The 25,338-nt window shown below is 71.9% G+C and carries 21 protein-coding genes; 14 read left to right on the top strand and 7 right to left on the bottom strand.

The window, feature by feature from the left end:
• Positions 1-77: 77 nt before the first annotated feature.
• The 3 genes from OG736_RS29550 to OG736_RS29540 all read left to right on the top strand — a co-directional run bounded on the left by OG736_RS29550 (position 78) and on the right by OG736_RS29540 (position 1,742).
• Positions 78-572: a cupin domain-containing protein gene (locus OG736_RS29550; RefSeq protein ID WP_327185090.1), complete on the top strand. Its 495-nt coding sequence runs from the start codon at positions 78-80 to the stop codon at positions 570-572.
• Between the two features lie 165 nt (positions 573-737).
• Positions 738-1,100 (top strand): DoxX family protein, encoded by a 363-nt coding sequence (locus tag OG736_RS29545; protein ID WP_327185089.1) that lies wholly within the window; start codon positions 738-740, stop codon positions 1,098-1,100.
• A 387-nt stretch (positions 1,101-1,487) separates the two neighbouring features.
• Entirely contained in the window at positions 1,488-1,742 is a 255-nt protein-coding gene (locus OG736_RS29540) for a hypothetical protein (RefSeq protein WP_327185088.1), read from the top strand.
• Between the two features lie 437 nt (positions 1,743-2,179).
• Here OG736_RS29540 and OG736_RS29535 read toward each other — a convergent pair whose 3' ends face one another.
• Positions 2,180-2,569, bottom strand: coding sequence for a hypothetical protein (locus OG736_RS29535; protein ID WP_327185087.1), 390 nt, complete (start codon positions 2,567-2,569; stop codon positions 2,180-2,182).
• A 254-nt stretch (positions 2,570-2,823) separates the two neighbouring features.
• On the opposite strand from OG736_RS29535, the gene OG736_RS29530 reads away from it, so the two are divergent.
• A complete protein-coding gene (locus OG736_RS29530; RefSeq protein WP_327185086.1) occupies positions 2,824-4,134 on the top strand; it encodes a HEAT repeat domain-containing protein in 1,311 nt (436 codons plus the stop codon).
• Between the two features lie 512 nt (positions 4,135-4,646).
• The gene (locus OG736_RS29525) at positions 4,647-5,537 is read left to right on the top strand and encodes an ANTAR domain-containing protein (RefSeq protein ID WP_327185085.1); all 891 of its coding nucleotides are present in this window, start codon (positions 4,647-4,649) and stop codon (positions 5,535-5,537) included.
• On the opposite strand, the gene OG736_RS29520 is transcribed toward OG736_RS29525, so the two are convergent.
• From OG736_RS29520 to OG736_RS29505, 4 genes are all read right to left on the bottom strand, one after another.
• Entirely contained in the window at positions 5,538-6,614 is a 1,077-nt protein-coding gene (locus OG736_RS29520) for a LacI family DNA-binding transcriptional regulator (RefSeq protein ID WP_327185084.1), read from the bottom strand.
• A 95-nt stretch (positions 6,615-6,709) separates the two neighbouring features.
• Positions 6,710-9,184, bottom strand: a complete 2,475-nt coding sequence (locus tag OG736_RS29515) for a beta-galactosidase (protein WP_327185083.1) — start codon at positions 9,182-9,184, stop codon at positions 6,710-6,712.
• The gene (locus tag OG736_RS29510; RefSeq protein WP_327185082.1) at positions 9,184-10,938 is read right to left on the bottom strand and encodes a glycoside hydrolase family 35 protein; all 1,755 of its coding nucleotides are present in this window, start codon (positions 10,936-10,938) and stop codon (positions 9,184-9,186) included. Before OG736_RS29510 ends, OG736_RS29515 begins: the two co-directional genes overlap by 1 nt.
• 271 nt (positions 10,939-11,209) lie before the next feature.
• Positions 11,210-12,325: an MFS transporter gene (locus OG736_RS29505; protein ID WP_327187745.1), complete on the bottom strand. Its 1,116-nt coding sequence runs from the start codon at positions 12,323-12,325 to the stop codon at positions 11,210-11,212.
• Positions 12,326-12,797: 472 nt separating this feature from the next.
• Here OG736_RS29505 and OG736_RS29500 point away from each other — a divergent pair, with 472 nt between their 5' ends.
• Positions 12,798-14,288 carry an acyltransferase family protein gene (locus OG736_RS29500; protein WP_327185081.1) on the top strand — a complete coding sequence of 497 codons (1,491 nt, stop codon included), beginning with the start codon at positions 12,798-12,800 and terminating at the stop codon, positions 14,286-14,288.
• A gap of 136 nt (positions 14,289-14,424) precedes the next feature.
• Here the strand turns inward: OG736_RS29500 and ku are convergent, their stop codons facing one another.
• On the bottom strand, positions 14,425-15,582 hold the full coding sequence (gene ku, locus OG736_RS29495; protein ID WP_442817090.1) for a non-homologous end joining protein Ku: 1,158 nt from the start codon (positions 15,580-15,582) through the stop codon (positions 14,425-14,427).
• A 55-nt stretch (positions 15,583-15,637) separates the two neighbouring features.
• Here ku and ligD point away from each other — a divergent pair, with 55 nt between their 5' ends.
• Positions 15,638-16,519: a non-homologous end-joining DNA ligase gene (gene ligD / locus OG736_RS29490; RefSeq protein ID WP_327185079.1), complete on the top strand. Its 882-nt coding sequence runs from the start codon at positions 15,638-15,640 to the stop codon at positions 16,517-16,519.
• 164 nt (positions 16,520-16,683) lie between these two features.
• On the opposite strand, the gene OG736_RS29485 is transcribed toward ligD, so the two are convergent.
• The gene (locus OG736_RS29485) at positions 16,684-17,487 is read right to left on the bottom strand and encodes a nuclease-related domain-containing protein (protein ID WP_327185078.1); all 804 of its coding nucleotides are present in this window, start codon (positions 17,485-17,487) and stop codon (positions 16,684-16,686) included.
• Between the two features lie 140 nt (positions 17,488-17,627).
• Between OG736_RS29485 and OG736_RS29480 the strand changes: the two genes are divergently transcribed.
• The 7 genes from OG736_RS29480 to OG736_RS29450 all read left to right on the top strand — a co-directional run bounded on the left by OG736_RS29480 (position 17,628) and on the right by OG736_RS29450 (position 25,289).
• Entirely contained in the window at positions 17,628-18,137 is a 510-nt protein-coding gene (locus OG736_RS29480) for a protein-tyrosine phosphatase family protein (RefSeq protein WP_327185077.1), read from the top strand.
• A 138-nt stretch (positions 18,138-18,275) separates the two neighbouring features.
• Complete coding sequence (locus tag OG736_RS29475) at positions 18,276-19,097, top strand: hypothetical protein (RefSeq protein WP_327185076.1); 822 nt, start codon at positions 18,276-18,278, stop codon at positions 19,095-19,097.
• Positions 19,094-20,398: an ATP-binding protein gene (locus tag OG736_RS29470; protein WP_327185074.1), complete on the top strand. Its 1,305-nt coding sequence runs from the start codon at positions 19,094-19,096 to the stop codon at positions 20,396-20,398. The genes OG736_RS29475 and OG736_RS29470 overlap by 4 nt, the downstream gene beginning before the upstream one ends.
• 70 nt (positions 20,399-20,468) lie before the next feature.
• Positions 20,469-21,614: an SH3 domain-containing protein gene (locus OG736_RS29465; protein WP_327185073.1), complete on the top strand. Its 1,146-nt coding sequence runs from the start codon at positions 20,469-20,471 to the stop codon at positions 21,612-21,614.
• 170 nt (positions 21,615-21,784) lie between these two features.
• Positions 21,785-23,260: an FtsW/RodA/SpoVE family cell cycle protein gene (locus OG736_RS29460; RefSeq protein WP_327185072.1), complete on the top strand. Its 1,476-nt coding sequence runs from the start codon at positions 21,785-21,787 to the stop codon at positions 23,258-23,260.
• A complete protein-coding gene (locus OG736_RS29455) occupies positions 23,257-24,714 on the top strand; it encodes a peptidoglycan D,D-transpeptidase FtsI family protein (RefSeq protein WP_327185071.1) in 1,458 nt (485 codons plus the stop codon). The genes OG736_RS29460 and OG736_RS29455 overlap by 4 nt, the downstream gene beginning before the upstream one ends.
• A gap of 44 nt (positions 24,715-24,758) precedes the next feature.
• Positions 24,759-25,289, top strand: coding sequence for a DUF3291 domain-containing protein (locus OG736_RS29450; RefSeq protein ID WP_327185070.1), 531 nt, complete (start codon positions 24,759-24,761; stop codon positions 25,287-25,289).
• The last annotated feature ends 49 nt before the right edge of the window (positions 25,290-25,338 follow it).

Raw genomic sequence — 25,338 nt, 5'->3', positions numbered from 1 at the left:
GCAACGATACCCAAGCGGTATCGGCGTTACGGAACGGGTCTTGGACAGTTGCGGGGCCCTGGCGGTGCACTCGGAGCATGACGGAAGAAGCGAAGACCAGCGCACCGCAGGCCGATCACGCCGTATCGGTGGTGGGTCCCGACGACGGTGAAACGATCGTCCTGGGCACCACGCGCATGCGCGTCCTCGAAGACGGCAGTCGTACCGGGCACCGCATCGGAATCGCCGAGTCCGTGCTCGCCCCGCACACCCCCGGACCGCCGCAGCACCGCCACGCCCAGCACGACGAGGGCTTCTACATCGTCTCCGGCACGGTGCGGTTCACCGTCGGGGACACGGACTACGACGCCACCACGGGCACGCTCGTGATGGTCCCGCCCGGCGCCCCTCACACCTTCGCCAACATCACCGACCAACCCGCCGTCATGCTCAGCACGTTCACCCCCGACCTGTACGTGCAGTACTTCCGAGACCTCCAGAACGTGATCGTCAGCGGCCGGCCACTGACGCCAGAGGCCAGCGCCCACGCGATGAGCCGCTACGCGACCGAGCCCGCCACCGACCTCACCTGAAACCGGCGGGATGACACCACCCGGCCGTCCTCCACCTGACCAGCGCAGCCGGGGCGCTCCCCCCTTTCGACTTCCGGGTCACTCAGACCATGGCTCGGGCCTTCTCCAGGGGTTGCCCAGGGAATCGACGGGTCATCTGCAAGCCGGTGACCGTGGACGGGAATCATGAACATCGCGTATTGGATCGTCGCCGGACTGCTCGCCCCCTTCTACCTCTACGCGGGCGCGATGAAGGTGTTCCGTGGCCGAGATCAACTCCGCCCGATGATGGCCTGGGTCGATCGCATGCCCCTGCCCGCTGTCAGGGCGCTGGGGGCGGTCGAAATACTCGGTGCGACCGGGCTGATCCTGCCGCCCCTGACCGGCATCGCACCCTGGCTGGCACTGGCCACGGCCATCGGATTCGTGCTCCTGCAAATCGGTGCGATCGCCGTCCACCTGACCGGCGAGGACCGCCGGATCACACTCAACGTCGGGCTCATCGCCACCGCGGCCGCGGCCGGCCGGCTGGCCACCACCTGGCTGTGATCGAGCGCGGCTCTCGACCGGTGGCTGCGCCTGCGAGCCGGGGCGCCCCCTGGCCGCCGCTATTTCACCTGGGCATCCGACACGCCGTCATCGGTGTGCTGCTCGCTGACGCGTGCACCTGCTGTCGCTACTCGTGGACAAAGCCACCACGTGCCTTACGCGGCGGCGGGTCAGGGCTGTGCGTCGGCGTCGGCGTCGGCGTCGGCGTCGGCGTCGGCGTCGGCGTCGGCGTCGGCGTCGGCATCCTGCGTGGAGGGCGTCCTCGCCATCCGCGGACGCATCGAACGATGACCCACACCCGACGGAACGCCCACTTGGTCCAAGCTGACATGCACCTTGACTGCCGACCCGTAAAGCTGAAGCAACGTCGCACGGCTAGGGAGCACCATGCCTCACGAACAGTGCCAGGCAGCAAAAGCCAAACTCAAGCAAGCAGAGCAGCGAAAGAATCGCCTTCAGAGAGACCTGACAGAAGACGAAGCGAAGCTCGCCCACTTGAAGGCGGAATCGCCTCCGAACGCTGCGGCGATCGAGGCCCAAGAGCGCATGGTCGAGATCGACCGACGAGTCCTGGGAGCGGCCGAAGTGGAAGTCACCGGCTTTGAGGAGCTGGTTCACGCCCTCTGTGATGACCTGCCGTAGTCGTGCCGCTCAGGACGGCTCGATTGTCAGGCCGTCAATCCCGTCGGCACGGTTGCGCCTGTTCATGGTGCCGTCGGTTACTCGTGCGGGCCGGCCTCGGACGGCAGCCCAAGTAGCGGCATCCTCCGCGTCGCAACCCGCCCGACCCGATCCCATCGGTCCACTCGAACTGCGGGCTGCGTTCCCATCCCGAGACGAACGCCAGAACCAGACCCGCCACCGCGAGGCAGGCGACCAGCGTCAGCACCGCCTCTCCGGTGAGCTCCACCAGGAGTTCTCCCAGGAACGAGCCGACGCCTCGGATCGCGCGTAGGGCACGACTCCGCGCCGCAGAGACAGCTGTACGCCCCCTGAGCCGATCTCGAATGATCGAATTGGTGCGCCCCGCCGAGTCGGCCCCCATCCCCTGTTCTGGTCGCCGCAGCTTTGGCGCTCGGTCATGTCGGAATGAAACTCGGCCACCAGGGCGGGACGTTTCCCGGGCATCGAGGGGCGGGGTAGGAGTCGGCCACGCCGAGCCACGTCACCAGGAACCACGTGACGCACACGGTGAAGACGAGTCCCGCGGTCAGTGCTGCGCCTGGATGACGCCTTCCCAGCGTGCTGTACAGGACGACCCAGGCCATGGCTACGCCGATCCATATGAGAGGGGCGAGCAGCAGCAGCGTCATGCTGTTGGCCGCCGCGTTGACGCCGATGTCACACGCGGTCCAGATCCTGCCGATGATGGCGATGGAGACCACCGAGGCCAGGCCCCCGAAGAGGGTGCCGCACAGAGTCCCTCCGGACCGAGGTCTCGCGGGCCTCGGCGGTCCGGCTTCCGTCATCGTCTGTCTCCTCTTCTCGGAGTGGCGGAGACCAGCAAAGTGCGGGAAGCGGTTCCCTGGCGCCGCATCCCGAGCCGTCGTGAGGAGACGCGTCCGCCGGCGCTGGACCGCACCTGCGTGCGGTGGGGGTTGACGACCCTGCCGGAGTCGGACAGACCCGCCAGCTGTTCAGGGGGGATCTGGACGGCTCCGGTGATGTCAGACCCGTGCCGGATCATGTCGCCCGAGGGGCGCTCGATCTTGCTGGAGGGAACGTGGTGGATACCGACTCGGTACGGGATCTCGGGGTGCCCGACCGGCGCGAAGCTGTGGCGGAGGCGTTGGCCGCACTCGGGGCCGACGCGGTGGAGCTCCTGGTGCGGGAGTTGGCGAACGAGGAATCTCCCGTGGACTGGCGGCCGATTGCCGCCGTGCTTGGGCGGATCGGGGAGGCGGCCGCCTTCGACGGCCTTCTCCGCGGGCTCGCCTCCGCGGCCGGCGAGAACTCTCGCAAGCGGCTCGGCTTCGCGTTCTCCTCCTTTGGTGCGGCTGCCCTCGACCGCTACACCACCGCCCTCTCCCACCCCTTGCCGCACGTGCGCCGGATGGCCGTCCGTGGACTCCAGCGCTGCGGCGACGACGCGCGGGCCGCGGTGTCCGCCCTGCTGCCGCTGCTCGGGGACCCCGACCGGGAGGTCGCCCAGCAGGCGCAGGACGCCCTGGTACAGCAGGGCGAGCACGTCATTCCGCTGCTCCGACGCATCCGGGAGCGGGGGCCGGGCCGGCAGCGGGCGCGGGCGCTGACCGTGCTCGCCGAGCTCGGCGGCGAACCGGCGCTGTCCCGCGCCGACGTGGCCGCGATCGAACGACTCGTCCGCGTCAAGCTCCCCGACGACCGGCCGGAAGGGATGTGGGCGTGCTGGAATCACTGGATGGCCGTCCCCGGCGGTGACCAGACCGGGATCATGCACACCCTCGGGCTGGTCGACCCCAGACCCGTGACCTTCGCTCTCGGTAACGACATCGTCGACAGCGACAGCCACGGCTTCGGCCCGGAAGACCCCCGCACCGGTCACGAACGGGTCTTCGTGACACCCGAACTCGACGGCTGGACCCTCGTCCTCGGCGCCTGGTGCGACCCGTGCGGCGAGGAGCGCAGCGACGACGTCCTGCGCCTGTGCATCGAACTCAGCACCCGGTACGGCCAGGCGCACGCGTACTACTACGGCGGCCAGGGCGACGGCTCCGCCTGGATCGTCGCCGAGCACGGCACCGTCGTCCGGCGGTACTGCGAAACAGGGGAGGGCGAGGACGAATTGCTCACCCTGGGCGAGCCGCTCCCGTTCGAGCGGTCCCGCCGGATGGAGCTGGGCCTCACGCCGGAGTGGGATGCGGCGCAAGAAGACCAGGACGACGAGGACGAGTGGCGGTGGGCCGCTCACGACATGGCCGCCGACCTCGCCCACTCCTATGGCGCCAGCCCCTTGCACATCGGACCCGGCACGCGCTCACGAGGAACCGGCGTCATCGCCCTGACGCCTTACGGCCTCGCCCATGGCGTACCGACCGGGGCCTACCGCATCTGAAAGGGCCAGAACACAGCGATGCCGCTCGTAGGGGACGGGCTGGCACAGGGATGTGCTCACGGTGGTCGGACCGGCGATCGTCCGGCGGCACCTGTCACGGCTCGCGCCCTCCGCGCGCGCCGTCGTCCTGCCGCCCGCCCGGAACTCACTGCCTCTTGTGCGGTGGTGGCTCTGGTGCGGTGGGGCCGGGCCTTCGGTCCTCGCGCAGGAAGCACTCCACGGCATGACGCGTGCCTCGTAGGTGTAGAGATCCCTGACCTCGTCCTGGTGTTGCCTCTGGACTGCGTACTCGGTGTGTCCGGGCTGGTCGCCACCTATGCGCTCACCGCGCCGCCCGGCCCGCGCACCGCCCCACATCCGCTGTGACACGGAAGCCGGTGGGTTTACTCGGCACGCTTCCGGTTAGGCGTTGGCAGTGCTTGGTAAGAGGTACGCCCCCGGCCGGCCGGGGAGCGCCCGCCGGGTTCACTGTCGTCCGTCGCTCGGACTCACCCCGGATTGGAGCCCTTCGTATGAGCCAGCTGTCCCGCCACCCTGCCGAAGGAGGCTCGGCGGCCGATGTGTCCGCTTCCGGGGCCCGACACGGAAGCGGATCGCGGTGGCGGCAGGACGATCTCGATCTGCGCAACCGGCTGTACGGCCGCGCCGGGGTCGCCCGTGCCGAAGGGGTGCTGCTCGACCGCTACGGTCTCGGCTCCACCGATGAGGCGTTCGCGCTGATGAAGAACGCCTCCCAGCAGTTCAACATCAAGCTCTCCACACTCGCCGACGCCGTCGTACGCACACCGGCGCCCGACGCCGACGCCGAGCTGTGGTTCCCCGGCCGGGTGCGGCGCGGCCCGCCCGCGCTTCCCGGGCTCCCGGTGGAGCGCGGCAACGGCACCAGCCAGGGCGCTGTCATCGCGGCGACCCTGCAACGGGTGCTGTCGATCACCCAGACCCCTATGGGCAACGTCCAGCTGAGCGAGCGAGGCCGGCTGCGGCTGGCCCGGCACACCGGTCTGAACAGGTACTTCAGCGACTTCTTCGCCTTCGTCGACTCCCCGACCACCTCCTGCTCGCAGGCGGCCGGTCAGCGTCGGCAGGTCACCGTGCGGGACGTGGAGTCGGCGCCGGTGTTCGACGAGGCCTCCCGCCACGCCATCCTCCAGACCGGCAGTCGGGCCGCGCACAGTGTTCCGCTGGTGAACCGGCTGGGCGTCCCGCTGGGAATGGTGTCCTCCCATCACGAGCGGCCGCTGACCGGTTTCACCCAGGCCGAGCTGGCCGCGCTCCGGCAGACCGGAAGCGATGTCGGCCGGTGGCTGGCCTGGCACTGGAACACCGTCGTGCTGGACGCCCTGGAACATCTCCATGCCGCGGCCTTGCGGGGCCCTGGCGATGGGACCCGGTCAGCCCTGTGATCACGGTTGCCGCGGGCCGGCGGTGCTGTGGCGGACGCACAGGTCGACGGGGACGATCGTGAGCGGGCTTCCGGGGGTCGACGGGCTGTCGATGCGGTTCAGCAGGATGCGGAGGGAGATCGTGCCGATGTCCGTGAAGTCCGTACGGATCGTGGTCAGCGGGGGCAGGAAGTGGGCGGCCTCGGGGATGTCGTCGTAGCCGACGACGCTGACGTCCTCCGGGACCCGGCGGCCCGCCTCGTACAGGGCGCGCAGAACGCCGAGGGCCATCTGGTCGTTCGACACGAAGATCGCGGTGACGGACGGGGCCTTCGCCAGTTCGCGGCCCAGGTCGTAGCCCGAGTCGGCGCTCCAGTCGCCGAAGAGAGGGCTGTGCACCTCGGCTCCGGCCGCCTCGAGGGTGGCGCGCCAGCTCTCCGCCCGGCGGTCCGCCGAGGTCCAGCCCGCCGGGCCCGCCAGGTGGTGGACCGTGGGGTGGCCGAGCGAGAGGAGGTGCCGCGTGGCCTTGCGGGCGCCGGTGCGGGCGTCCGAGGTGACCATGGGGGTGCCGTCACCCAGGTCGTTGTCCATGACGACCAGCGGTGTGTCGAGGTGGGCCTCGGCGAGCGCGCGGGCCACCCGGACCTGGGGGGCGATCGCGATCACGCCGTCCGCGCCCTCCGCCGACAGCCGGTCCGCGGCCCGTACCACCGTGTCCCGGTCCGCGGTGTCCAGCGCGATCGAGCTCACCAGGTAACCGGCCTCCTGCGCCGCCGTGTTGATCGCGGTCAGGGTCGAGGCAGGACCGTAGCGGGCCGCGTCGAAGGAGATCACGCCGAGCATGCGGGTGCGGCCGCTGGCCAGTGAGCGGGCGCTGCTGCTGGGGCGGTAGCCGAGGGTGCGCATGGCCGCCCGGACCACCTCCCGGGTCTCGGCGCGGACGGCCGGGTGGTCGTTGAGCACCCTGGAGACCGTCTGCTTGGAGACTCCGGCCAGTTTCGCGACGTCGTCCATGACCGGACGTGAGCCCGCGAAGTTGCGTCTGCTGCGTCCCCTGGACGCCGGGCCGGCCGGGCCGTCGGCGGCGCTTCGGGTCATGGTGGGGGCTTCTTCCTCGGGACTGGTCCGGGGCCAGTCGCGCTGGGCCGCCCGGCGGACCCACAGGATAGGCCGGGCGGACGACGAAGCGCGGGTCAGGTCGTGCCGAGCCGCCAGGTGCGGGTCGTGATCCGCTCGGCGTGCCGTAGCTCGGCGATACCGGCCGGCGGGGTGACGGGAAGGTGGACCGCCGCGTCGGCGGCGAGCGGCAGGATTCGCAGGGTGAGCGGCTCTCCGGGCGGGAGTCGGTCGAGCGCGATGTCCCACGGGCGGCCCGTGAAGAACTGGTCGGCGACCAGTGTGTCCCCCACATGGGCGCGGGCCACGTCGCCGGTCCAGTGCAGGCGCAGCAGGTCGGATCCGGGCGGGGTCGGGGTGCCGGCGCGGGTCGCCGGGACGTCGACGCGGTAGACGGCCGCCTTCGTGTCGTAGTGCTCGTCGGCGGGGGCGCTCGCCCGGCCCAGCACACCCGTCTCCGGGGTCGGTGCCGGGCCCGCCGGGCGGAGCGCGGTGAGGATGGGGGCGGGGACGGTGGGCGCGTCCTCGTCGGGGACGAGTGTGTAGCGGGTCAGGGCGCCGTCCTGGCTCTCCTTCACGGTGGCACCGGGTGTCGTCGGCGGACGATGCGGGGCCGGGAGGACGGAGAGGGAGACCGTCGGGGCGGGGGTACGGGGTCCCTCGCCGTCCTCCCCCTGCGCGCCGTCCACCCCGTCCACCCCGTCCGCGTCGTCCGAGGGGCGGGGGTGGATGCGTACCTCGCCGTTCGTCGCGTCGAAGACCACGCCGTCGGGGCACAGGACGAGCCGCTGCGCGCCCCAGGCCTCGCCCCGGTAGGCGGTGCGGGCGGTGGCCGCGTCGAGCACCAGGAGGGCGACCCGGTCGCCGGCCGGTGTCTCCGTCTCGACCAGGGCGTCCGTGCCGGGGCGCAGGCCGGTGATCAGGATGCGGTCGCCGTCGGTCACGGCCGAGACGTCCGTACCGGACGGGGTGGCGACGGACCTCACCGTCCGTGCTTCCAGGGCGAGTTCGGGCGCGATGCCGTCCGTCGCCGCCAGGACCAGGACCGTACGGCCGTCGTCGTCCACGACCGTGCAGACCGGCTGTGCGGTGGCCCAGTCCAGACGCAGGCCACCCACGTCCAGGCGCAGCGGCCAGCAGAAGTAGGCGCCCGTGGGGACGGTGACGGGGGTGCTGGGGAGGGTGAGGGGCGGAGCCTCGGGGAAGCCGATCGTGAAGCTGGTGTCCGGGTGGTCCGGGAGTGGCTCGTGCGGCTGGTGGTTGGTGACGAAGAGGAAGCCCGAGGCGCGTCCGTCGCCGCGGACCGCCCAGCGCAGGGTGTCGCGGTCGTGCTGGCCGCGCGGACGGCCGTCCGGCAGTACCGACCGCATGGGGGCGATCACCTCGCCGAAGTCCGCCAACAGCAGGTGCTGAAGGCGGAGTTCGTCGTACGAGGGGCGGTACTGGCCGTATTCGCCGAGGGGGGCCTGGAAGTCGTACGTCAGGACCGGGAGGTCGTTGGGGTAGGCGGTGGCGTGGGACTCCTGGAGGGTCGTCCGCTCCCCCGCCGGGTTGGTGCCGCCGTGGAACATGTAGTAGCCCTGCCAGACCGAGCCGCAGCCGATCTTCGTCAGGCCGAGGGCGCCGATGTCGCCGGCGTCGACCCGCGGACGGCGGTGGTAGGCGACGGCCATGCCGCCGCCCAACTCGCAGGTGGCCCAGGGGAACTTGTCCGCGTAGGTGTCGGGATCCGTGCCGCGTACGGTCGTCGGGCGCAGGTCGGCGCCGATGCCCTCGTCGTCGCGCTGGTGGGTGAAGAAGAAGTGCTTGCGGCAGGTGTCGGGCCAGCCGCCGTCGGCCTCGGTCCAGAAGGCCTCGGGGTAGCCGCCGTAGAGGGGGAGCAGTTCGTCGTCGGGGAGGTGGACTCCTCCCCATGCCGTCGAGGTCCAGAGGGGGGCGCTGAGGCCGGCCTCCTGGGCCATGCGCTTCAGCGTGCGGAGGTGGCCGGGCCGGTCGTAGAGCTCGTTCTCGATCTGGATCGCGACGATCGGGCCGCCGTGCGCGCGGTCCAGGCCGTCCAGTTGCGACGCGATCGCCTCCCACCAGGGGCGGACGGCGGTCAGGTACGCCGGGTCGTCGGTGCGGGGGGCCGCGGTGCGGGCGAGTACCCAGTCGGGGAGGCCGCCGTTGCGGACCTCCGCGTGCGACCAGGGGCCGATGCGGGGAATGAAGTCCAGGCCGTGGCGGGCGCAGAGCCGGGCGAAGCGGCGCAGGTCGCGGTCGGCGTCGAAGCGGACACGGCCCTCGGTCTCCTCGTGGTGGATCCAGATGACGTACGAGGCGACGGCCGTGACCCCGCCCGCCTTCATCTTCAGCAGTTCCTCCTCCCACTCCCGGGCCGGGTACCGGGAGTAGTGGAACTCCCCCGAGACCGGGAACCAGGGGCGGCCGCCCCGGGTCAGCCAGCGGCTGGTCACCTCGACGGGGTCGGGGGCGGTGGGGGCGTCGGTGAAGGGGAGGTGGCCTCGGAGCGGGGGCCCGGAGGGGGGCGGAATGCTCACCCGGTGCCGCATCAGGACGGCTCCGGGCCGAGGTCGGGGGTGTCGGTGAGGTGGGCGTCCAGGGTGGTGGTGCCGTGCAGTTCGAGGACGACCAGCTCGTTGACGCCGGGACGCAGGGCGGGGGCCGGGACGTAGAGGGTGCGCTGCGGGCCGCGGCTCCAGTAGCGGCCGAGGTGGAAGCCGTTGACCCAGGCCTGGCCCTTCGTCCAGCCGGGGAGGGCGAGGAAGGTGTCGGCGGGGGTCCGCACCTCGAACGTGCCGCGGTGCAGGGCGGGTTCGGCGGAGGTGGGGTTCTCGGCCGGGGTGAATACAGCGGTGGCCGGTACGTCGTCCAGGGGCAGTGCGTGGGAGTCCCAGCCGCGCAGGGGTGTGCCGTCGAGCGTGACCGGGCCCAGCAGACCCTTGGGGACGCCGATGCGGGGGCCGTAGTTGACCCGGCCCATGTTCTCCACGAGCACCTCGAGTACGGCGTCGGGGCGGGGGACGTGGACGGGCAGGGTCTCGTCGTAGCGCTCGCGTTCGAGGACGCCCGCGGGGGCGCCGTCCAGGAAGACCTGGGCGCGGTCCCCCACTCCGCCGGCGAAGTGCAGGAGGCCCGCCCCGGGGGTGGGGACGGTGGTCCGGTACAGGGTGTACCCGGAGCGTTGGTTCAGCGCGTCGGCGGAGCGGGGGTCCGTGGCGTGCACGGGGCGGTCGGCGAGGGGGAGGAGCGGGGCGCGGTGGGTCAACCGGACGGTGGTCGGGGGGAGTTTGGGCGACGGGGCGGGCACCGGCTCGTCCGGGACCGGGGCGTGGCGGGCGATGACCTCACGGAAGGCGTGGTACTTCGGGCCGGGGTCGCCGCTCTCGGTGAGCGGGGCGTCGTAGTCGTAGGAGGTGACCGTGGGCACGTAGGCGTGGTGGTGGTTGGCGCCGTTGGTGTAACCGAAGTTGGTGCCGCCGTGGAACATGTAGATGTTGACGGAGGCGCCCGCCGACAGGAGCCGGTCGAGGTCGGCGGCGGCGTCCTCGGCGTCCCTTCCGTGGTGCGGGCCGCCCCAGTGGTCGAACCAGCCGATCCAGAACTCCCCGCACATCAGGGGGCCTTCGGGCTGTGCCTCGCGGAGCCGCCGGAGGGACTGGTCCACCCGGCTGCCGAACGTGCCGGTGGCGAGGACACCGGGCAGCGCGCCGTTCTTGAGGTGATCGCCGTCGGTCTGGTCGCAGGTGAAGAGGAGCTCCTCGACGCCGCGTGAGCGGAGCGAGTGCTCGAGGTGTTCGAGGTAGGCGATGTCGTCGCCGTAGGCGCCGTACTCGTTCTCCACCTGTACGGCGATGACCGGGCCGCCCGACGCCGCCATGTGCGGCAGGAGCGGTGGGAGGAGGAGGTCCAGGTAGCGGTCGACGACGTCCGTGAAGCGGGGGTCGCTGGTGCGCAGGCGGATGTCGGGGTCGGTGGTGAGCCAGTGCGGCAGACCGCCGCCGTCCCACTCGGCGCAGATGAAGGGGCCGGGGCGGAGGAGGACGTGCAGGCCCTCCGCTGCGGCCAGCCGCAGGAAGCGGGGCAGATCGAGGAGTCCGTCGAGGACGAGGGTGCCGGGTTCGGGCTGGTGGAAGTTCCACGGGATGTACGTCTCGACGGTGTTCAGGCCCATGAGGCGGGCCTTGCGCAGCCGGTCGGTCCACTGGTCGGGGTGGACGCGGAAGTAGTGCAGAGCGCCGGAGAGGATGCGGAACGGTTCGCCGTCGAGGAGGAAACCGTCGGAGGTCGTGGTCAGGGCTGGCATGCGGGTCCCTTCGTCGAAACGGACGTGCGGGTGCGTTCTCGTGCTCGGTTTCGTGCGCGGTCTCGTGCGTGTTCTCGTGCTCGGTCTTGTGCTCGTGCTCGTGCACGGTCTCGTGCTTGTGCTTCGGAGTGCCTGCTCGTCGGGGCGGACGTGCGGGTGCGCGGCTGTGCGGGTGCGTCGGTGTGCCTCGGGATGCCCGCGGGCGGCGACGGGGGCGGCCGCATCGCCCCGGGCCATCGGCGCCGCGTGGCGGCCGGGAGCGGCGGGGCGGTCACTGCGCGGGCTTCGGGTGGGTCGCTCGGGTCAGCCAGAGGGTGGCCGCGAGGCAGACGGCGGAGACCGCGGCGAGAAGGAGCGGGACCGCTCGGACACCGGACCACTCGATGACCTTGCCGAGCGCCGGGCCCGCCGCGACGCCGCCCATCATGGACGCGGCGATGACGACCGCGCCGGCCCGGCGGGCGTGCGGGGCGGCCCGGTGCAGCCAGGGCAGTCCGGTGGGGAAGATCGGCGCGATGAAGAGGCCCACCCCCGCGTAGGCGAAGGGCGCCAGGTCAGGTACGGCCGCGAGCAGAAGGCAGCCGGTCATGCCCGCGCAGGAGACCGTGATGATGGTCTGGGCGGAGAAGCGCAGCGCGATCGGGGCGGCCAGGAACCGGCCGACGGTCATCATCAGCCAGTACACCGAGGTTGCGGTGGCCGCGACGCCGGCGCCGTGCCCGACGGTCTCCAGGTGCGTGGGCTCCCAGCCGCCGACACCCGCCTCGATGCCGACGTGCAGCACGTAGAGGGTGACGAAGACGGCGAGGACGGACCGCAGGGCGCGGTCGGCCGGCGTCGACGCCCCGGTGGACGCGGGGTGCCGCGGGGTCTGCGGCGGCCGTGGCGGGCTGTCGCGTACGCCGCGCAGACAGAACAGCAGAGGCAGGTTGGCGAGCGCGAAGACCAGGAAGACGACGGGGTAGTGCTCGGCGCCCACCACCCCGATCAGGACCGGGCCGAGGATCGCGCCGATGCCGAAGTGGGCGTTGAGGATGTTGAGCATCGCGGTGGAACGGTGGCCGAAGCCGACCGCGAAGAGTTGGTTGAGGCCGTAGTCGATACCGCCGAAGCCGAACCCCGCCAGGAGCGCGGTGGTGAGGGCGAGGGGCCAGTTCGGCGCGATCGCGAAGCCTGCCGAGCCGACGGCCATCAGCAGATACGAGGCGGCCAGGATCCGCCGGTTGCCGGTACGGCCGTACAGCCGGTCGAAGAGGAGGACTCCCGCGACCCCGCCGACGAAGTGCGCGCTGAGCCCGAGCCCCGCGACGGAGGGCGAGAGCCCGAACTCCGCGCGCAGGGCCGGGATCGCGGGGCCGTAGAACGCCTGGAGAGCGCCGATGAGCATGAAGCCGACGCAGGAGGCGACCACGGCGGACGTGCTGAAGACGGGGGCGGAAACAGGGACGGGCGCGGTGCCGGTGACGTCGGTCGTGCCGTAGGTGGAGTCCGGCGTGGGTGAGCCGGCCGGGGCGCGCTGCGCCGTGGGGTGGTCGGTCACGCGGACTCCAGGGGGCGGACGGCCCACCTCTGCGTGGGCGTGCGGTTGGTGCTCCGACGGACAACGATGTTACCGGTAACATGCGGAGCGTCAAGATGCCTGGCGCGTAGTCGATGCTCTTGGACTCAGGGCCTCCGGGCATGGTCGGTGGGCCCCGGCCACCGACACCCGAGGCGCCGATCGTCAGCATGCGCACGCCGTCCGGCACCCCGGCCGCACCCGGGTGCCGACGGGCCGACCGGTGTCGTCCCGGGTACGGCTTGGTTGCGACAAGGACTAGTTGCCGCCGGGGAGTTGGGGGGCAGGCAGCATGCGACGTATGAGCCGAGACCGGTATGTCGACTTCCTGCGGGCGTGGGCGATCCTGCTCGTCGTGCTGGGCCATTGGCTGATCACCGGGCTGATCCGGCATCCGGACGGCGAGATCACCGCCCCGGAGCTGCTGGCGACCGTGCCCTGGACACAGTGGCTGACCCTGGGCTTCCAGATCATGCCGTTGTTCTTCCTCGCCGGTGGACACGCCGCCGGAGGCTCCTGGGCGCGGGCGCGGGCCGCCGGCGGGAGCGCCGCGGGATGGGTGGGGCAGCGCGCCGTGCGGCTGCTGCTGCCCACGGCCGTGTACAGCGGCCTCGTGCTGCTCGCCGTCGGGGTGTGCTCCGCGCTCGGCGTGGACCGCGCCACCCTCGCGCTGGTGGGGTGGGCGATGGCCATGCAGTTCTGGTTCCTGCCGGTGTACCTGCTGCTCAGCGCCCTGACGCCGGTGCTGTACTCCCTTCGCGAACGGTGGGGCCTGCGCGTCCCTGTGGGCATGGGCGTGGTGGGGCTCGGTGTCGGCATGCTCGTGGCGGCGGGCGACGCGTCCTCGCGCGGCCCGGCCGTCGAGGCGATCGGGGCACTCAACTACCTGCTCGTGTGGGGTGTCGTCTACCAGCTCGGCCTCTGCTGGCGGGACGGGCTGCTGGGCGGCGACGGGGAAACGGCGCCGCGGGCGCGGGGACGGGCGGTGGCCATGGCGGTGGGCGGCGGGGCGGGGTTCGCCCTGCTCGTCGGGCCCGGGCCGTTTCCCGTCAGTCTGATCCTGGTGACCGGGGAGGAACTGAGCAACACCAATCCCCCGTCGGCGGCCATGCTGGCGTGGAGCCTGGCTCAGGTCGGGGTGGCGCTGCTGGTCGCACCGGTCGTGCGACGGGTGCTGGAGCGGGCCCGGGTGCGGCGGGCGGTACGGGTGCTGGGGGCGGGCAGTATGGCGCTCTACCTCTGGCACATGCTGCCTGTGCTGGTCGTCGCCGCCGCCTTCTACCTGACCGGACTCGCCCCCGAACCCCGATACGGCTCGGCGGGTTGGTGGGCATTGCGGGTGCCGTGGCTGCTGGTGCTGGGAGGCGTCCTGGTGGGGGTGTTGCGGGCGTTGCGGCCAGTGGAGCGGGCGCTGGCCTCCGTGGAGGTGCGCGTGCGGCCCGGCGCGGGGATCCGGGGGGCGGCGGCCTGGCGGATGTGGGCCGGGCTCGGCGTGAGCGTCTGGGCGCTGACGTATTTCGCGGGGCACGGGTTCGCGTACGGCGGCGGGTTCCCGGTGTGGCCGGCCGCGGGGCTGGCACTGGGCGTGGTCACGCTGTGCGCGGCCTTCCCCCGCCGGGACGACGGGGACGGCGGAACCGACGGGAGCGACGCGGACGGCAACGACGGTGGCGCCGAGGACCAGGAGGCAGGGCGAGCACGGCGGTCGGGGCGGGCACGCCGGGGTCGAGGGGTGCCGGACGAGGCTGTCCGACTCGAACGATCCTCCGCGGAAAGGGAGGCACGCAGGTGAGGGCGTGAGGTCGGCGAGGCGAGTGAGGCGAGTGCAGCGGAGGTGGTGAAGGTGGGAGGGGTCGAGGTGGGAGGGGTCGAGGTGGGAGGGTCTGAGGTGGGAGGGGGTTGACGGCGGGGGTGGATTGCGGGCGGGGTCAGGCCGTGCGCTTGCGGGCCGTCGTCGTCTTCTTCGCAGCCGACTTCTTCGTCGTCCCCTTCGCCGTCGTCCCCTTGGCCGTCGTCTTCTTCGCGGCGGCCTTCTTGGCCGTGCTCTTCGTTGCCGCCGTGCTCTTCGACGCCGTCGCCTTCTTCGCCGGCTGCGTCGACCTCGCCGTCTTCGACGTCGACTTCCTCGGTGCCGCCGTGCTCTTTTTCGCCGTCGCCGTCGAGGTCGACTTCTTGCCGCCCGTCCCCTTGGGCGCCGTACGGGCCGACCTGCGCTGCGAAAGGTGTCTGACCTCGGCCCCGGACTCCGTCTCCTCCCCCTCCTCCTCCTCCTCCGCCTCCGTCTCCGAAGCGGCCTTCTCCGGTTCCTCGCCGCGCGACTGCTTCGCCGCCCGCACGCTCTTCTCCAGGGCCGCCATCAGGTCCAGCACCTTGCCGCTGGACGGCGCGGACGGGGCCTCGGGGGGTGTCTCGCCGGCCGCCTTCGCCGCCACCACCTCCTCCACCGCCTCGCGGTACTCGTCGTGCAGGTCCTCCAGGTCGACCTCGCCGAGGGTGTCCATCAGGGCGTCCGCGAGGTCGAGTTCCTTGTCGCGGACGGTGACCGAGGTGTCCGGGGCCACGCCCTCCGGTGCGCGGACCTCGTCCGGCCAGAGCAGACCGTGCATGGCGATCGCCTCGCCGACCACGCGGAGCATCCCGAGCCGCTCGCGGCCGCGCAGGGCGTACTTCGCGATCGCCACCTTGTGGCTGCGCTTCAGGGCCTCCCGGAGCAACGTGTACGGCTTCGCCGCCGGGGCACCGCCCGCCTGGAGGTAGTAGGCGGCGTCCATCTGGAGCGGGTCGATCCGGTCGGCCGGCACGAAGGCCACGATCTCGATGGTCTTGGCGGTCGGGAGCGGCAGATGGGACAGGTCCTCGTCGGTGATCGGGATGATCGTGCCGTCCGCGTCCTCGTACCCCTTGCCGATCTCCGCCGAGCTCACCTCGCGGTCCTCCAGCTCGCAGACCTTGCGGTAGCGGATGCGGCCGCCGTCCTCCGTGTGGATCTGGCGGAAGGAGATCGAGTGGCTCTCGGTGGCGTTCACCAGCTTGATCGGGATGCTGACGAGACCGAAGGAGATGGCGCCGTTCCAAATGGATCTCACGTGCAGCACCCTCCTGAATGAGCCTTATGTGATGGTTTCATGTGATTCTCATCGTATGACGCCGATCACTGAGGTGGAGGGGAGACGGCTCGCGCTCAGCAATCTGCAGAAGGTGCTGTATCCGGCGACCGGCTTCACCAAGGGCGAGGTGCTGCACTACTACGCGACCGTCGCCGACGCCCTGCTCCCCCATCTGCGCGACCGGCCGTTGTCCTTCCTGCGCTACCCGGACGGGCCCGACGGGCAGATCTTCTTCGCCAAGAACGTGCCGCCGGGGACGCCCGAATGGGTCACCACCGCCGAGGTGCCCCGGTCGGAGGGGCCCGCCCGGATGGTGGTCGTACAGGATCTGGCGAGTCTGGTCTGGGCGGCGAACCTCGTCACGGAGTTCCACACGCCCCAGTGGGTGATCCAGGATCCGGAGACCGCCGACCGGCTCGTCCTCGACCTCGATCCCGGCACGCCCGCGACCGTCGTCGAGTGCTGCGAGGTCGCGGTGTGGCTGCGGGAGCGGCTCGCGGCGGACGGGATCGAGGCGTTGCCGAAGACGTCCGGGTCGAAGGGGCTGCACCTGCTGGCGGCGGTGCGGGGGGCCTCCTCCGAACGGGTCACGGAGTACGCGAAGCAGCTGGCCGTGGAGGCTGAGCGGGCGATGCCCCGACTGGTTCTGCATCGGATGACGCGGAGTCTGCGGCCGGGGAAGGTGTTCGTGGACTGGAGTCAGAACGCGGCGCGGAAGACGACCGCGACGCCGTACACCTTGCGGGCGCGGGCCGAGCCGACCGTGTCGGCGCCGGTCACCTGGGAGGAGGTCGAGGAGTGCCGGTCCGTCGGGACGCTCACGTTCGCGGCCACCGACATCGCTCCGCGGCTTCAGGACTTCGGGGATCTGCTGGCGCCGCTGCTCGATGCGGGGCGGGCGGGGGCGGTGCCGTGAGGGGGCCCTCGGGCCTGCTCGGCTTTCCCTCGCCCCCGCCGCCCCTTCCCGTCCCGTCCCTGAGGGCTGCCGCCCCCGGACCCCCGCTTCGGCCCTGAACGGGCCTCGTCCTCAACCGCCTGACGGGCCGAGAAGCGAGCACCGGCTCCTCTCGCGACGCCGGTTCACACCCTCGCCCACGTCCCCCGGTCACGGGCCATCGCGTGCAGGGCCTCCACGTCGGCGGGCTTCAGTACGCCGCCGAGACGGGTCAGGTCGGGAAGCTCCGTGTCGGTCAGGACGCGGACCTCGCGCGGCGGGACGGTGACGGAGACGCCGGTCGGGCCGACCAGGGCCAGTACCGGACGGACCTCGGCCGTCAGGGCGTAGGACGCCCGGTCGGCGTCGGCGCGTACCCGGCGCAGCAGGGGCTGCGGGTCCCGGCGGCCCAGGCCGACCAGGGGGTCGGAGATCCGGACCCGTTGCTTACGGGCGTACAGCGCGTGGACCGCGAACAGGCCGGCCGGGCCGATGGCCAGGTGGTGGACGCGGTCGCCGCCGGGGAGGGGCAGGGAGTGCAGCGTGTGCCAGCCGGCGCCGTCGAGGCGGTCCAGGGCCACTCCGACGGCCTGCTCGGCCGCCAGGGCGCGGCGGCGCGGGTCGGCTCGGAGGCGGTGGGGGGTGCCCGGGTCGCGGTCCAGGTCGATCAGGAGGGCCTCGCCGGGGCGGTTGGGGGCCAGGTCGTCGTCCGGGTGGAGGGAGAGCCGGGCCAGCTCCGCGGGTGTGGGGACCGGGGGCGGGCCGACCGTGACCGGGCCCGTGATGAAGGGGCCGAGGGCCTCCAGGACGTCCTCTCGGCGGTTCTCGCCGATCAGGTTGATCCTGGCCGCCTCACGGTCGTACCAGGCGATGTTCCTGCCGTCCGTGAGACATACGTAGAGCCGCTCCTGGCCATGCCGCCAGGTCGGTATGACGCGCAGTCCGTTCATGCACCATCACCCCACGACCATGGGAACAGGAGGGGCGCTCCGGGGGCAAGAAGGCGGTTACCTTCGAGGGGAGTTGGGCAAGCACTGAGCAGCGGTCTGGAGAGGCGCCGTTACCGGGCAGCGCGTTTGGGGAGGCGCCGTTGCGAACCCGCAGGAAGCAACTCGACGTACCGCCTCCGGACCGTCCGTGGAGCGAGATCGTGCCCGGCCTGTGGATGGGCGGGCACGAGTTCCGGGGGCGCTCCGGTGAACTGGAACTCGCCGTGGTGCGGGGCGAGTTCGATCTCGTCCAGACGCTGACACGGGCCCGGCAGGGACATGGGCCCGATCCCGGGGTGCAGCATCACGTGTGGCCGATTCCGGACGGTCCGCTGGACGGGACCCAGCTCGCCGGGGTGATCCGGCTGGCGCGGGCCGCGGAGGACGCGATGGACGACGGCCGGACGGTTCTCGTCCGCTGCTACAGCGGCTACAACCGCTCCGGCCTGGTCATCGCCCACACCCTGGTACGCCGGGGGCACTCGACCGAGGAAGCGATCCGGCTGATACGGTCGCGGCGCTCACCGTGGGCCCTGCACAACGAGTTGTTCGTGGAGTACCTGCGGGCGGGGCTGCCGACGGCCAGGCTTTTGGAGGAACTGGCCGAATAATCGTTTCGCCATGGTCAGGACCCCGGCACCTCCAGCGCCCCACCACCCCCGGCCCACCAGTACGCAAAACGGACTTCCTTACGAATAAGGTGTACGGGCCTGACACCGTCGTATCCCCAGAGGAGTCACAGAAGTCCCGTGCCCCGCCGTAGTCCCTCCCGCCCCTCCGGTTTCTCCCGTCCCACCCGGCGTGGGCTCGCCGCCGTCACCGTCGCCCTGCTGGCCTCGGTCGCCGTGGGCTGCGGTGACGCGGGTGAGCTTCAGGGCGCCGGGGCGACGCCGACCGCGATCAGCCCGGACAAGCTCTGGCCGGATCTGACCCCCGCCTCCAGTCCCGCCTTCGACATCGGCGAGGTGGACACCGAGGTGGTGAAGGGCATCAAGGTGCCCGGCGGCGACATCCGCAAGGTGGACCCGTTCGCGGTCGTCCGCGAGGAGATCACCACGCATCCGGGCGACTACGCCGACGGGACCTACGACGAGACGGCCCGCCGGATGGCCGACTGCGGCAGGAGCGGGGCGGCGGGGAGCCGGTGCCCCGTGCTGAAGGCGTACTACCGGGACCTCACCGGCGACGGCCACGACGACCTGACACTGGGCTTCCGCCAGCTGCCCGGCAATCTGACGGCCGTCCGCGTGTACACCGTGCGCAAGGACAGGCTCGTCCAGGTCATGGCCTACGAGGACGCGGTGAGCGGGGTCGAACTGGCCGGACGGTCCGTGATCATCCGGGCCCCGTCGGAGGTCGCGGGCTACGAGTACCGCCTCCAGTGGACATGGGACCAGCAGCAGCGGGCGATGCTGCTCACCCACGACGAGATGCTGCGCACCGGGGGCCGGAAGTACTCGCCCCACCCCTCCGCTTCCTCGACCACCTCTGCTTCCCCGGCCCCGACCGCCTCCTCTTCCCCTCCTGCTCCCGCTCCCTCTTCCGCCTCCGCGTCGGCGAGCGGCCGATGAGGCTCGCGTTTCCCTCGTGGACCGGCACGCTCGCCGTGAAGGCCGCCGTCTTCATCACGGTGATGTGCTGTGCGCTGGCCGCCCTGCTCGGCGTACTGGTGCATGTCTCGGTGACGAACCAGACCGTCGGACAGGCCCGTGACCTCGCGCTCTCCCGGCTGAAGGACGCGACGGCGGCGTTCGAGGCCGGGGACACCCTCGAGTGGGGCGCGAGCCTCGATCCGCCGGGGCTGCCGGCGTCGCTGCGGGCGCTGGCGCTGGCCGGCGAGCGCGGCACGATGGTCGCCGACCATCAGGGGCGCGCGACGATGTGGGCGGCCGGTCCCGTCGACGGTGCGCGGGCCCTCGCGGTACCGGTCGACTACTCGCAGAGCGCTCGCACCATCGAGGCCCTCGACACCGCGATCCTGTGGTCGTCGATCCTGGCCATCGGCGCGACGCTGCTGGTCGGCGCCGTAGCGGTCACCCGGGTGACCCGGCGGCTGCACACCACCGCGCAGGTGGCCAGGCGGATCACCGCCGGCGACCTGGACGCGCGCGTGGACGACCGCCGCGCGAAGGAACCGGGCCGGCCGCAGGACGAGGTGGGGGCCGTCGCCGTCGCGCTGGACTCCATGGCCTCCTCGCTCCAGGGCAAGCTGCTGAGCGAGCAGCGGTTCACCGCCGACGTGGCGCACGAGCTGCGCACGCCGCTGACCGGGCTGCACGCGGCGGCGGAACTGCTGCCGCCGGGGCGGCCGACGGAGTTGGTCCGCGACCGGGTGGCGGCGCTGCGCACGCTGACGGAGGACCTGCTGGAGATCTCCCGCCTGGACACCGGGCGGGAGCGGCTGGAGCTGGACGCCGAGGAGCTGGGCGCGCTGGCGGTCCGGGTGGTGCGGACGGCGGAGGCTTCGGACACCTCCGGGGCCTCGGCGACCGGCACCGAGGTGACGGTCGTCCGGGACGCGCGCGTGGAGACCGACCGGCGGCGCCTCGAGCGGGTGCTGGGGAACCTGCTGGCCAACGCGCACCGGCACGGGCGGGCGCCCGTCGTGCTCACGGTGGACGGGCCCGTGGTCACCGTGCGGGACCACGGAGACGGCTATCCGGAGTACCTCCTCACGCACGGGCCGCAGCGGTTCCGTACCGAAGGCGGGGCGAAGGGGCACGGGCTCGGGCTGACGATCGCGGTCGGACAGGCGGAGGTGCTGGGCGCTCGGCTGACGTTCACCGACGCCCCGGACGGCGGTGCGGTGGCGACACTGACGCTCCCTCAGACGCCTCCCGCCAGGAGCGGCCTCCCCGATGGCGCAGCGTGACGGGCGACACGCGCGAACCGATCCTAATGTGGCGATTAGTCAGCTTCACCCTCTTCATGGAGGTATCGCCATGCCCCTGCGCACCACTCTCACCCGCCTCGCCATACTCACCGCAGCCGGCACCCTCGCCGCCACCGCGGCCGTCGCCCCGGCCATCGCCGACGACTGGGACGGCGACAGCCTCACCACCCAGGACGACGGCTCGTCCGACTGGCAGAACCAGGGCGGCGGAGGCGACCAAGGGAACCAGAACCAGAGTGGCGGGGGCGGCCAGGGCACCCAGAACCAAGGCGGGGGTCAAGGCAACCAGCACCAAGGTGGCGGGGGCGGCCAGGGCAACCAGAACCAAGGCGGGGGCGGCCAAGGCAACCAGCACCAAGGCGGAGGCCAGGGCAACCAGTCCCAAGGTGGAGGCCAGGTCAACCAGCACCAAGGCGGAGGCCAGGGCAACCAGAACCAAGGCGGGGGCGGCCAGGTCAACCAGCACCAAGGCGGAGGCCAAGGCAACCAGAACCAAGGCGGAGGCGGCCAGGTCAACCAGCACCAAGGCGGAGGCCAAGGCAACCAGAACCAAGGCGGAGGCGGCCAGGTCAACCAGCACCAAGGCGGAGGCCAAGGCAACCAGAACCAAGGCGGAGGCGGCCAGGTCAACCAGCACCAAGGCGGAGGCCAAGGCAACCAGAACCAAGGCGGAGGCCAAGGCAACCAGAACCAAGGCGGGGGCGGCCAGGTCAACCAGAACCAAGGTGGGGGCCAGGGCAACCAGAACCAAGGCGGGGGCGGCCAGGTCAACCAGAACCAAGGTGGGGGCCAGGGCAACCAAACCGGTCATAGCAGCCAGGGCAACCAGAACGGAAGCTGGCAGTCAGGTGGGGGCGACTGGCAGTCCGGGGCAGGCGACTGGCAGTCCGGCGGGGGTGACACCAACTGGCAGTCCGGCGGGGGTGACTGGCAGTCCGGCAACGGCAACCAGAACGACTCCCGCCGCTACCGCGGGCGCGTCACCGCGAGCGAACTGCTCCTGCGCAGCGCGCCCACCCGAGCCAGCCAGGTGATCCGGGTGGCCCATCGCGGCGAGATCGTCTCGATCTTCTGCAAGACGCCGGGCCAGAACGTCCAGGGCAACTCCCTCTGGTACCTGCTCACGGACGGCACCTGGGCCTGGGGCTCGGCGCGCTACATCGACACCATCGGGACGACACCTCGCTGGTGCTGATCCGGCACTGACACGAAAGCATCCAAGGCCCACAAGGGGTCATATTTGGGTAGGTTCCGGACATGACCAAAGCCGGAGTCGGACCAGGGACGGGAGCAGGGGCGGGAGCAGAGACGGAAGCAGGGACAGGAGCAGGAACCGGTGCGGGCACCACCAGTGCCGGAACCACCGTGGCGGCGGCCGACGCGCCCGCCCCCGCGGCGCTCCTCCCCCGGCGCCGAGGCGTCGAACTCTCCCTCATCGTCCTGGCCGTGCTGCTCTCCGTGTACGGCTACTGCGCTGTCGGCCTCGCGAAGGACGGCACCGTCCCGCCCGGCGCCGCCGGTTACGGCGCCGGGCTCGGCGTGCTCGCGCTGCTGGCGCACCTCGCGGTGCGGCTGCGCGCCCCCTGCGCCGACCCGCTGCTCCTCCCCATCGCGGTACTGCTCAACGGGATGGGCCTGGTGCTGATCTACCGGCTCGACCTGGAGACTCCGGGCGACCGGGCGGCGCCCACCCAACTCGTGTGGTCCACGCTCGGGGTGGCTCTGTTCATCATGGTCGTGGCCGCGCTGCGCGACCACCGTCTGCTCCAGCGGTACGCGTACGTCTGTGTGGTCGCCGCGCTCGCCCTCCTCGCGCTGCCGATCCTCTTCCCGGCCGTGAACGGCGCCCGTATCTGGATCCGGATCGCCGGGTTCTCCATCCAGCCGGGCGAGTTCGCGAAGGTTCTGCTGGCGGTGTTCTTCGCCTCGTACCTGGCGGCCAACCGCACGGCGCTGGCGTACGCGGGCCGGAAGATCTGGCGTTTCGAACGGCTCCAGCTGCCCACCGGGCGCGTCCTCGGTCCGATCGTCACGATCTGGCTGCTGAGCGTCGGAGTGCTGGTGCTGGAGCGGGACCTCGGCACGTCGCTGCTCTTCTTCGGGCTGTTCGTCGTCATGCTCTACGTCGCCACCGGCCGCACCGGCTGGATCGCCGTCGGGCTGCTGCTCGCCTCGCTCGGCGCGGTCGCCGTCGGCCGCCTGGAGCCGCATGTGCACAGCAGGGTCGAGGACTGGCTGCATCCGTTCGCGACGATCGAGGCCGGTGAGGGTCCCAACCAGCTGGCGCAGTCGCTGTTCTCCTTCGCGGCCGGCGGGATGTCCGGCACCGGGCTCGGCCTCGGCCACTCCGTCCTCATCGGCTTCGCCGCGAAGTCGGACTTCATCCTGGCGACGGCGGGCGAGGAACTGGGTCTGGTGGGCCTTTCGGCCCTCTTCCTCCTCTATGGCCTGCTGGTGGAGCGCGGCTACCGGGCGGGCCTCTCCCTGCGCGACCCCTTCGGCCGGCTGCTGGCGACCGGCCTCGCCTCGATCGTGGCGCTCCAGGTGTTCGTGATCGCGGGCGGGGTGACCGGGCTGATCCCGCTGACCGGCATGGCGATGCCGTTCCTGGCGCAGGGCGGCTCCTCGGTCGTCACCAACTGGGCGATCGTTGCGCTGCTGATCCGGGTGAGCGACTCCGCGAGGCGGCCGCGCCACGCCACCCTCGACGCGCCGCGCCGGGCCCCGCACGGCACAGCGCACCCCACACCGCACGACCCACCCCACGACCCGTCTCACGCCTCACTCCACGACCCACCCCACGACCCACCCCACGACGAGGATCCAAGGAGGCCCGGTTGACCCGGCACATCCGGCATGCCGCCGCCTTCTGCGCCCTGCTGCTGGTGGCGCTCCTGGTCAACGCCCTGCGCGTCCAGGTCGTCCAGTCCGGCAGGTACGACGACAATCCGGCCAACCGGCGCGACTCCATCGCCCGCTACGCCCAGCCGCGCGGCGACATCCTGGTCGACGGCGCCCCCGTGACCGGCTCCCGGGACACCGGTGAACAGCTGCGCTACGAGCGCACGTACCGCGACGGGCCGCTGTACGCGCCGGTGACCGGCTTCGCCTCGCAGCTGTACGGGACGACGTTCCTGGAGCACACCGGGGACGACGTGCTCTCGGGGGCCGATCCGATGCTCTCGCCGTTCCCGCTGTGGAACGACGTCACGCACGGCCGCCCGCCCGGCGGCAACGTGGTGACGACCCTGAACCGCCGGGCCCAGCAGGCCGCGTACGAGGGGCTGGGCGGACGCAAGGGCGCGGTGGCGGCGGTGGAGCCGTCGACGGGGCGGGTGCTGGCGCTGGTGTCCAGTCCCTCGTACGACCCCGCCGTGCTGTCCGGGAACGACGCCGCGGCCGAACGGGCCTGGGTGCGGCTGAACGGCGACCCGGACAAGCCGATGCTGAACCGGGCGGCGCGCCAGACGTATCCGCCGGGATCGACGTTCAAGGTGGTCACCGCGGCGGCGGCACTGGACGCGGGGGTGATCACCGACCTCGACGCGGCCACCGACTCTCCCGCCCCCTACCGGCTGCCCGGGACGACGACGGGCCTGACGAACGAGGGCCCCGGTTGCGAGGACGCGCCGCTGCGGGACGCCTTCGAGTGGTCGTGCAACACGGTGTTCGCCAAGCTCGGCGTGGACACGGGCCTGGCGCGGATGACCCGGACGGCGCAGGCGTTCGGTTTCAACGACGTGGACGTGCGGATCCCGTTCGCCGTCGCGCCGAGCACCTTCGACACCTCGCTCGACCAGGCGCAGCTGGCGCTGTCCTCGATCGGCCAGTTCAACACCCGGGCGACCCCGCTGCAGATGGCGATGGTGTCGGCGGCCGTGGCCGACGGGGGGCAGGTGCGGACGCCGTACCTGGTGGAGCGGACGACCCGGCGCGGCGGGGCCACGGTGGCCACGGCCGGTTCCCGCCCGTCCCGCCAGGCGATGCACCCCTCGACGGCGCGGTTGATGCGGGAGCTGATGGTGGACGCGGTGCGGGAGGGCACCGGCACGAACGCCGCGATCCCCGGCGCGGTCGTCGGCGGCAAGACCGGCACCGCCCAGCACGGTCTCGGCAACGCCGGGATCCCGTACGCCTGGTTCGTCTCCTGGGCGCGGGGCGAGCGGGACATGGAGCCGAGCGTGGCGGTCGCGGTGGTGGTCGAGGACGGGTCGGCGCGCCGCGGGGACATCACCGGGGGCGGGATGGCGGCGCCGGTCGCCCGGGCGGTGATGGAGGCGGTGCTCAAGTCGTGAGACGGGGGGTACCGGACCGCACAGGGGCGTCCTACGGTTCGCTCATGACTGACACGAGAGCTGAGAACGTGACCGACACCGCCGCTTTCGAACTCGCCCAGGTCAACATCTCCCGCCTCAAGTTCCCCTTGGACTCACCGGAGTTGAAGGACTTCGTGGACGCTCTCGACCCGGTCAACGCCACCGCGGAGGCGGCGGACGGCTATGTCTGGCGGCTCCAGTCCGACGGGGGTGACGCGACCGACATCCAGGTCTTCGGGGACTCCTGGTTGATCATCAACATGACGGTGTGGCGGGACATCGACGCCCTGACCACGTTCATGTACCAGGGGCAGCACCGCGAGCTGCTCTCGCGCCGCCGGGAGTGGTTCGAGCGGGTGGCGGAGGCGATGACCGCCCTGTGGTGGGTACCGGCGGGCCACCGCCCGACGGTCGCGGAGGCCGAGTCCCGCCTCCTCCATCTGCGCGCGAACGGCCCGACCCCGTACGCCTTCGGCCTGCGCACGGCCTTCCCCGCACAGGGCGCGGAGCCGACGACGTTCGCGGTACCGGAGGACCTGGGCTGCTCGGTCTAGCCGGTCGGCCGGTCCCGTCGGGCGAACCCGTCGGGCGAACCGGCCGGCC

Origin of the sequence: Streptomyces sp. NBC_01334, assembly GCF_035983595.1 — a bacterium.
GTDB lineage: Bacteria > Actinomycetota > Actinomycetes > Streptomycetales > Streptomycetaceae > Streptomyces > Streptomyces coriariae.
Note: the sequence above shows the minus strand (reverse complement) of the source record. Positions and strands in the feature narration are given on the sequence as shown.

Bases quoted from the DNA above. Each gene is read 5' to 3' on its own strand.
- OG736_RS29545 (WP_327185089.1), top strand. From the start codon at position 738: ATGAACATCGCGTATTGGATCGTCGCCGGACTGCTCGCCCCCTTCTAC.
- OG736_RS29505 (WP_327187745.1), bottom strand. From the start codon at position 12,325: ATGCTCATCGGCGCTCTCCAGGCGTTCTACGGCCCCGCGATCCCGGCC.
- OG736_RS29550 (WP_327185090.1), top strand. From the start codon at position 78: ATGACGGAAGAAGCGAAGACCAGCGCACCGCAGGCCGATCACGCCGTA.
- OG736_RS29515 (WP_327185083.1), bottom strand. From the start codon at position 9,184: ATGCGGCACCGGGTGAGCATTCCGCCCCCCTCCGGGCCCCCGCTCCGA.
- OG736_RS29485 (WP_327185078.1), bottom strand. From the start codon at position 17,487: ATGAACGGACTGCGCGTCATACCGACCTGGCGGCATGGCCAGGAGCGG.
- OG736_RS29470 (WP_327185074.1), top strand. From the start codon at position 19,094: ATGAGGCTCGCGTTTCCCTCGTGGACCGGCACGCTCGCCGTGAAGGCC.
- OG736_RS29500 (WP_327185081.1), top strand. From the start codon at position 12,798: ATGAGCCGAGACCGGTATGTCGACTTCCTGCGGGCGTGGGCGATCCTG.
- OG736_RS29535 (WP_327185087.1), bottom strand. From the start codon at position 2,569: ATGACGGAAGCCGGACCGCCGAGGCCCGCGAGACCTCGGTCCGGAGGG.
- ligD (WP_327185079.1), top strand. From the start codon at position 15,638: ATGACGCCGATCACTGAGGTGGAGGGGAGACGGCTCGCGCTCAGCAAT.
- OG736_RS29465 (WP_327185073.1), top strand. From the start codon at position 20,469: ATGCCCCTGCGCACCACTCTCACCCGCCTCGCCATACTCACCGCAGCC.
- OG736_RS29520 (WP_327185084.1), bottom strand. From the start codon at position 6,614: ATGACCCGAAGCGCCGCCGACGGCCCGGCCGGCCCGGCGTCCAGGGGA.
- OG736_RS29510 (WP_327185082.1), bottom strand. From the start codon at position 10,938: ATGCCAGCCCTGACCACGACCTCCGACGGTTTCCTCCTCGACGGCGAA.
- OG736_RS29525 (WP_327185085.1), top strand. From the start codon at position 4,647: ATGAGCCAGCTGTCCCGCCACCCTGCCGAAGGAGGCTCGGCGGCCGAT.
- OG736_RS29540 (WP_327185088.1), top strand. From the start codon at position 1,488: ATGCCTCACGAACAGTGCCAGGCAGCAAAAGCCAAACTCAAGCAAGCA.
- OG736_RS29450 (WP_327185070.1), top strand. From the start codon at position 24,759: ATGACTGACACGAGAGCTGAGAACGTGACCGACACCGCCGCTTTCGAA.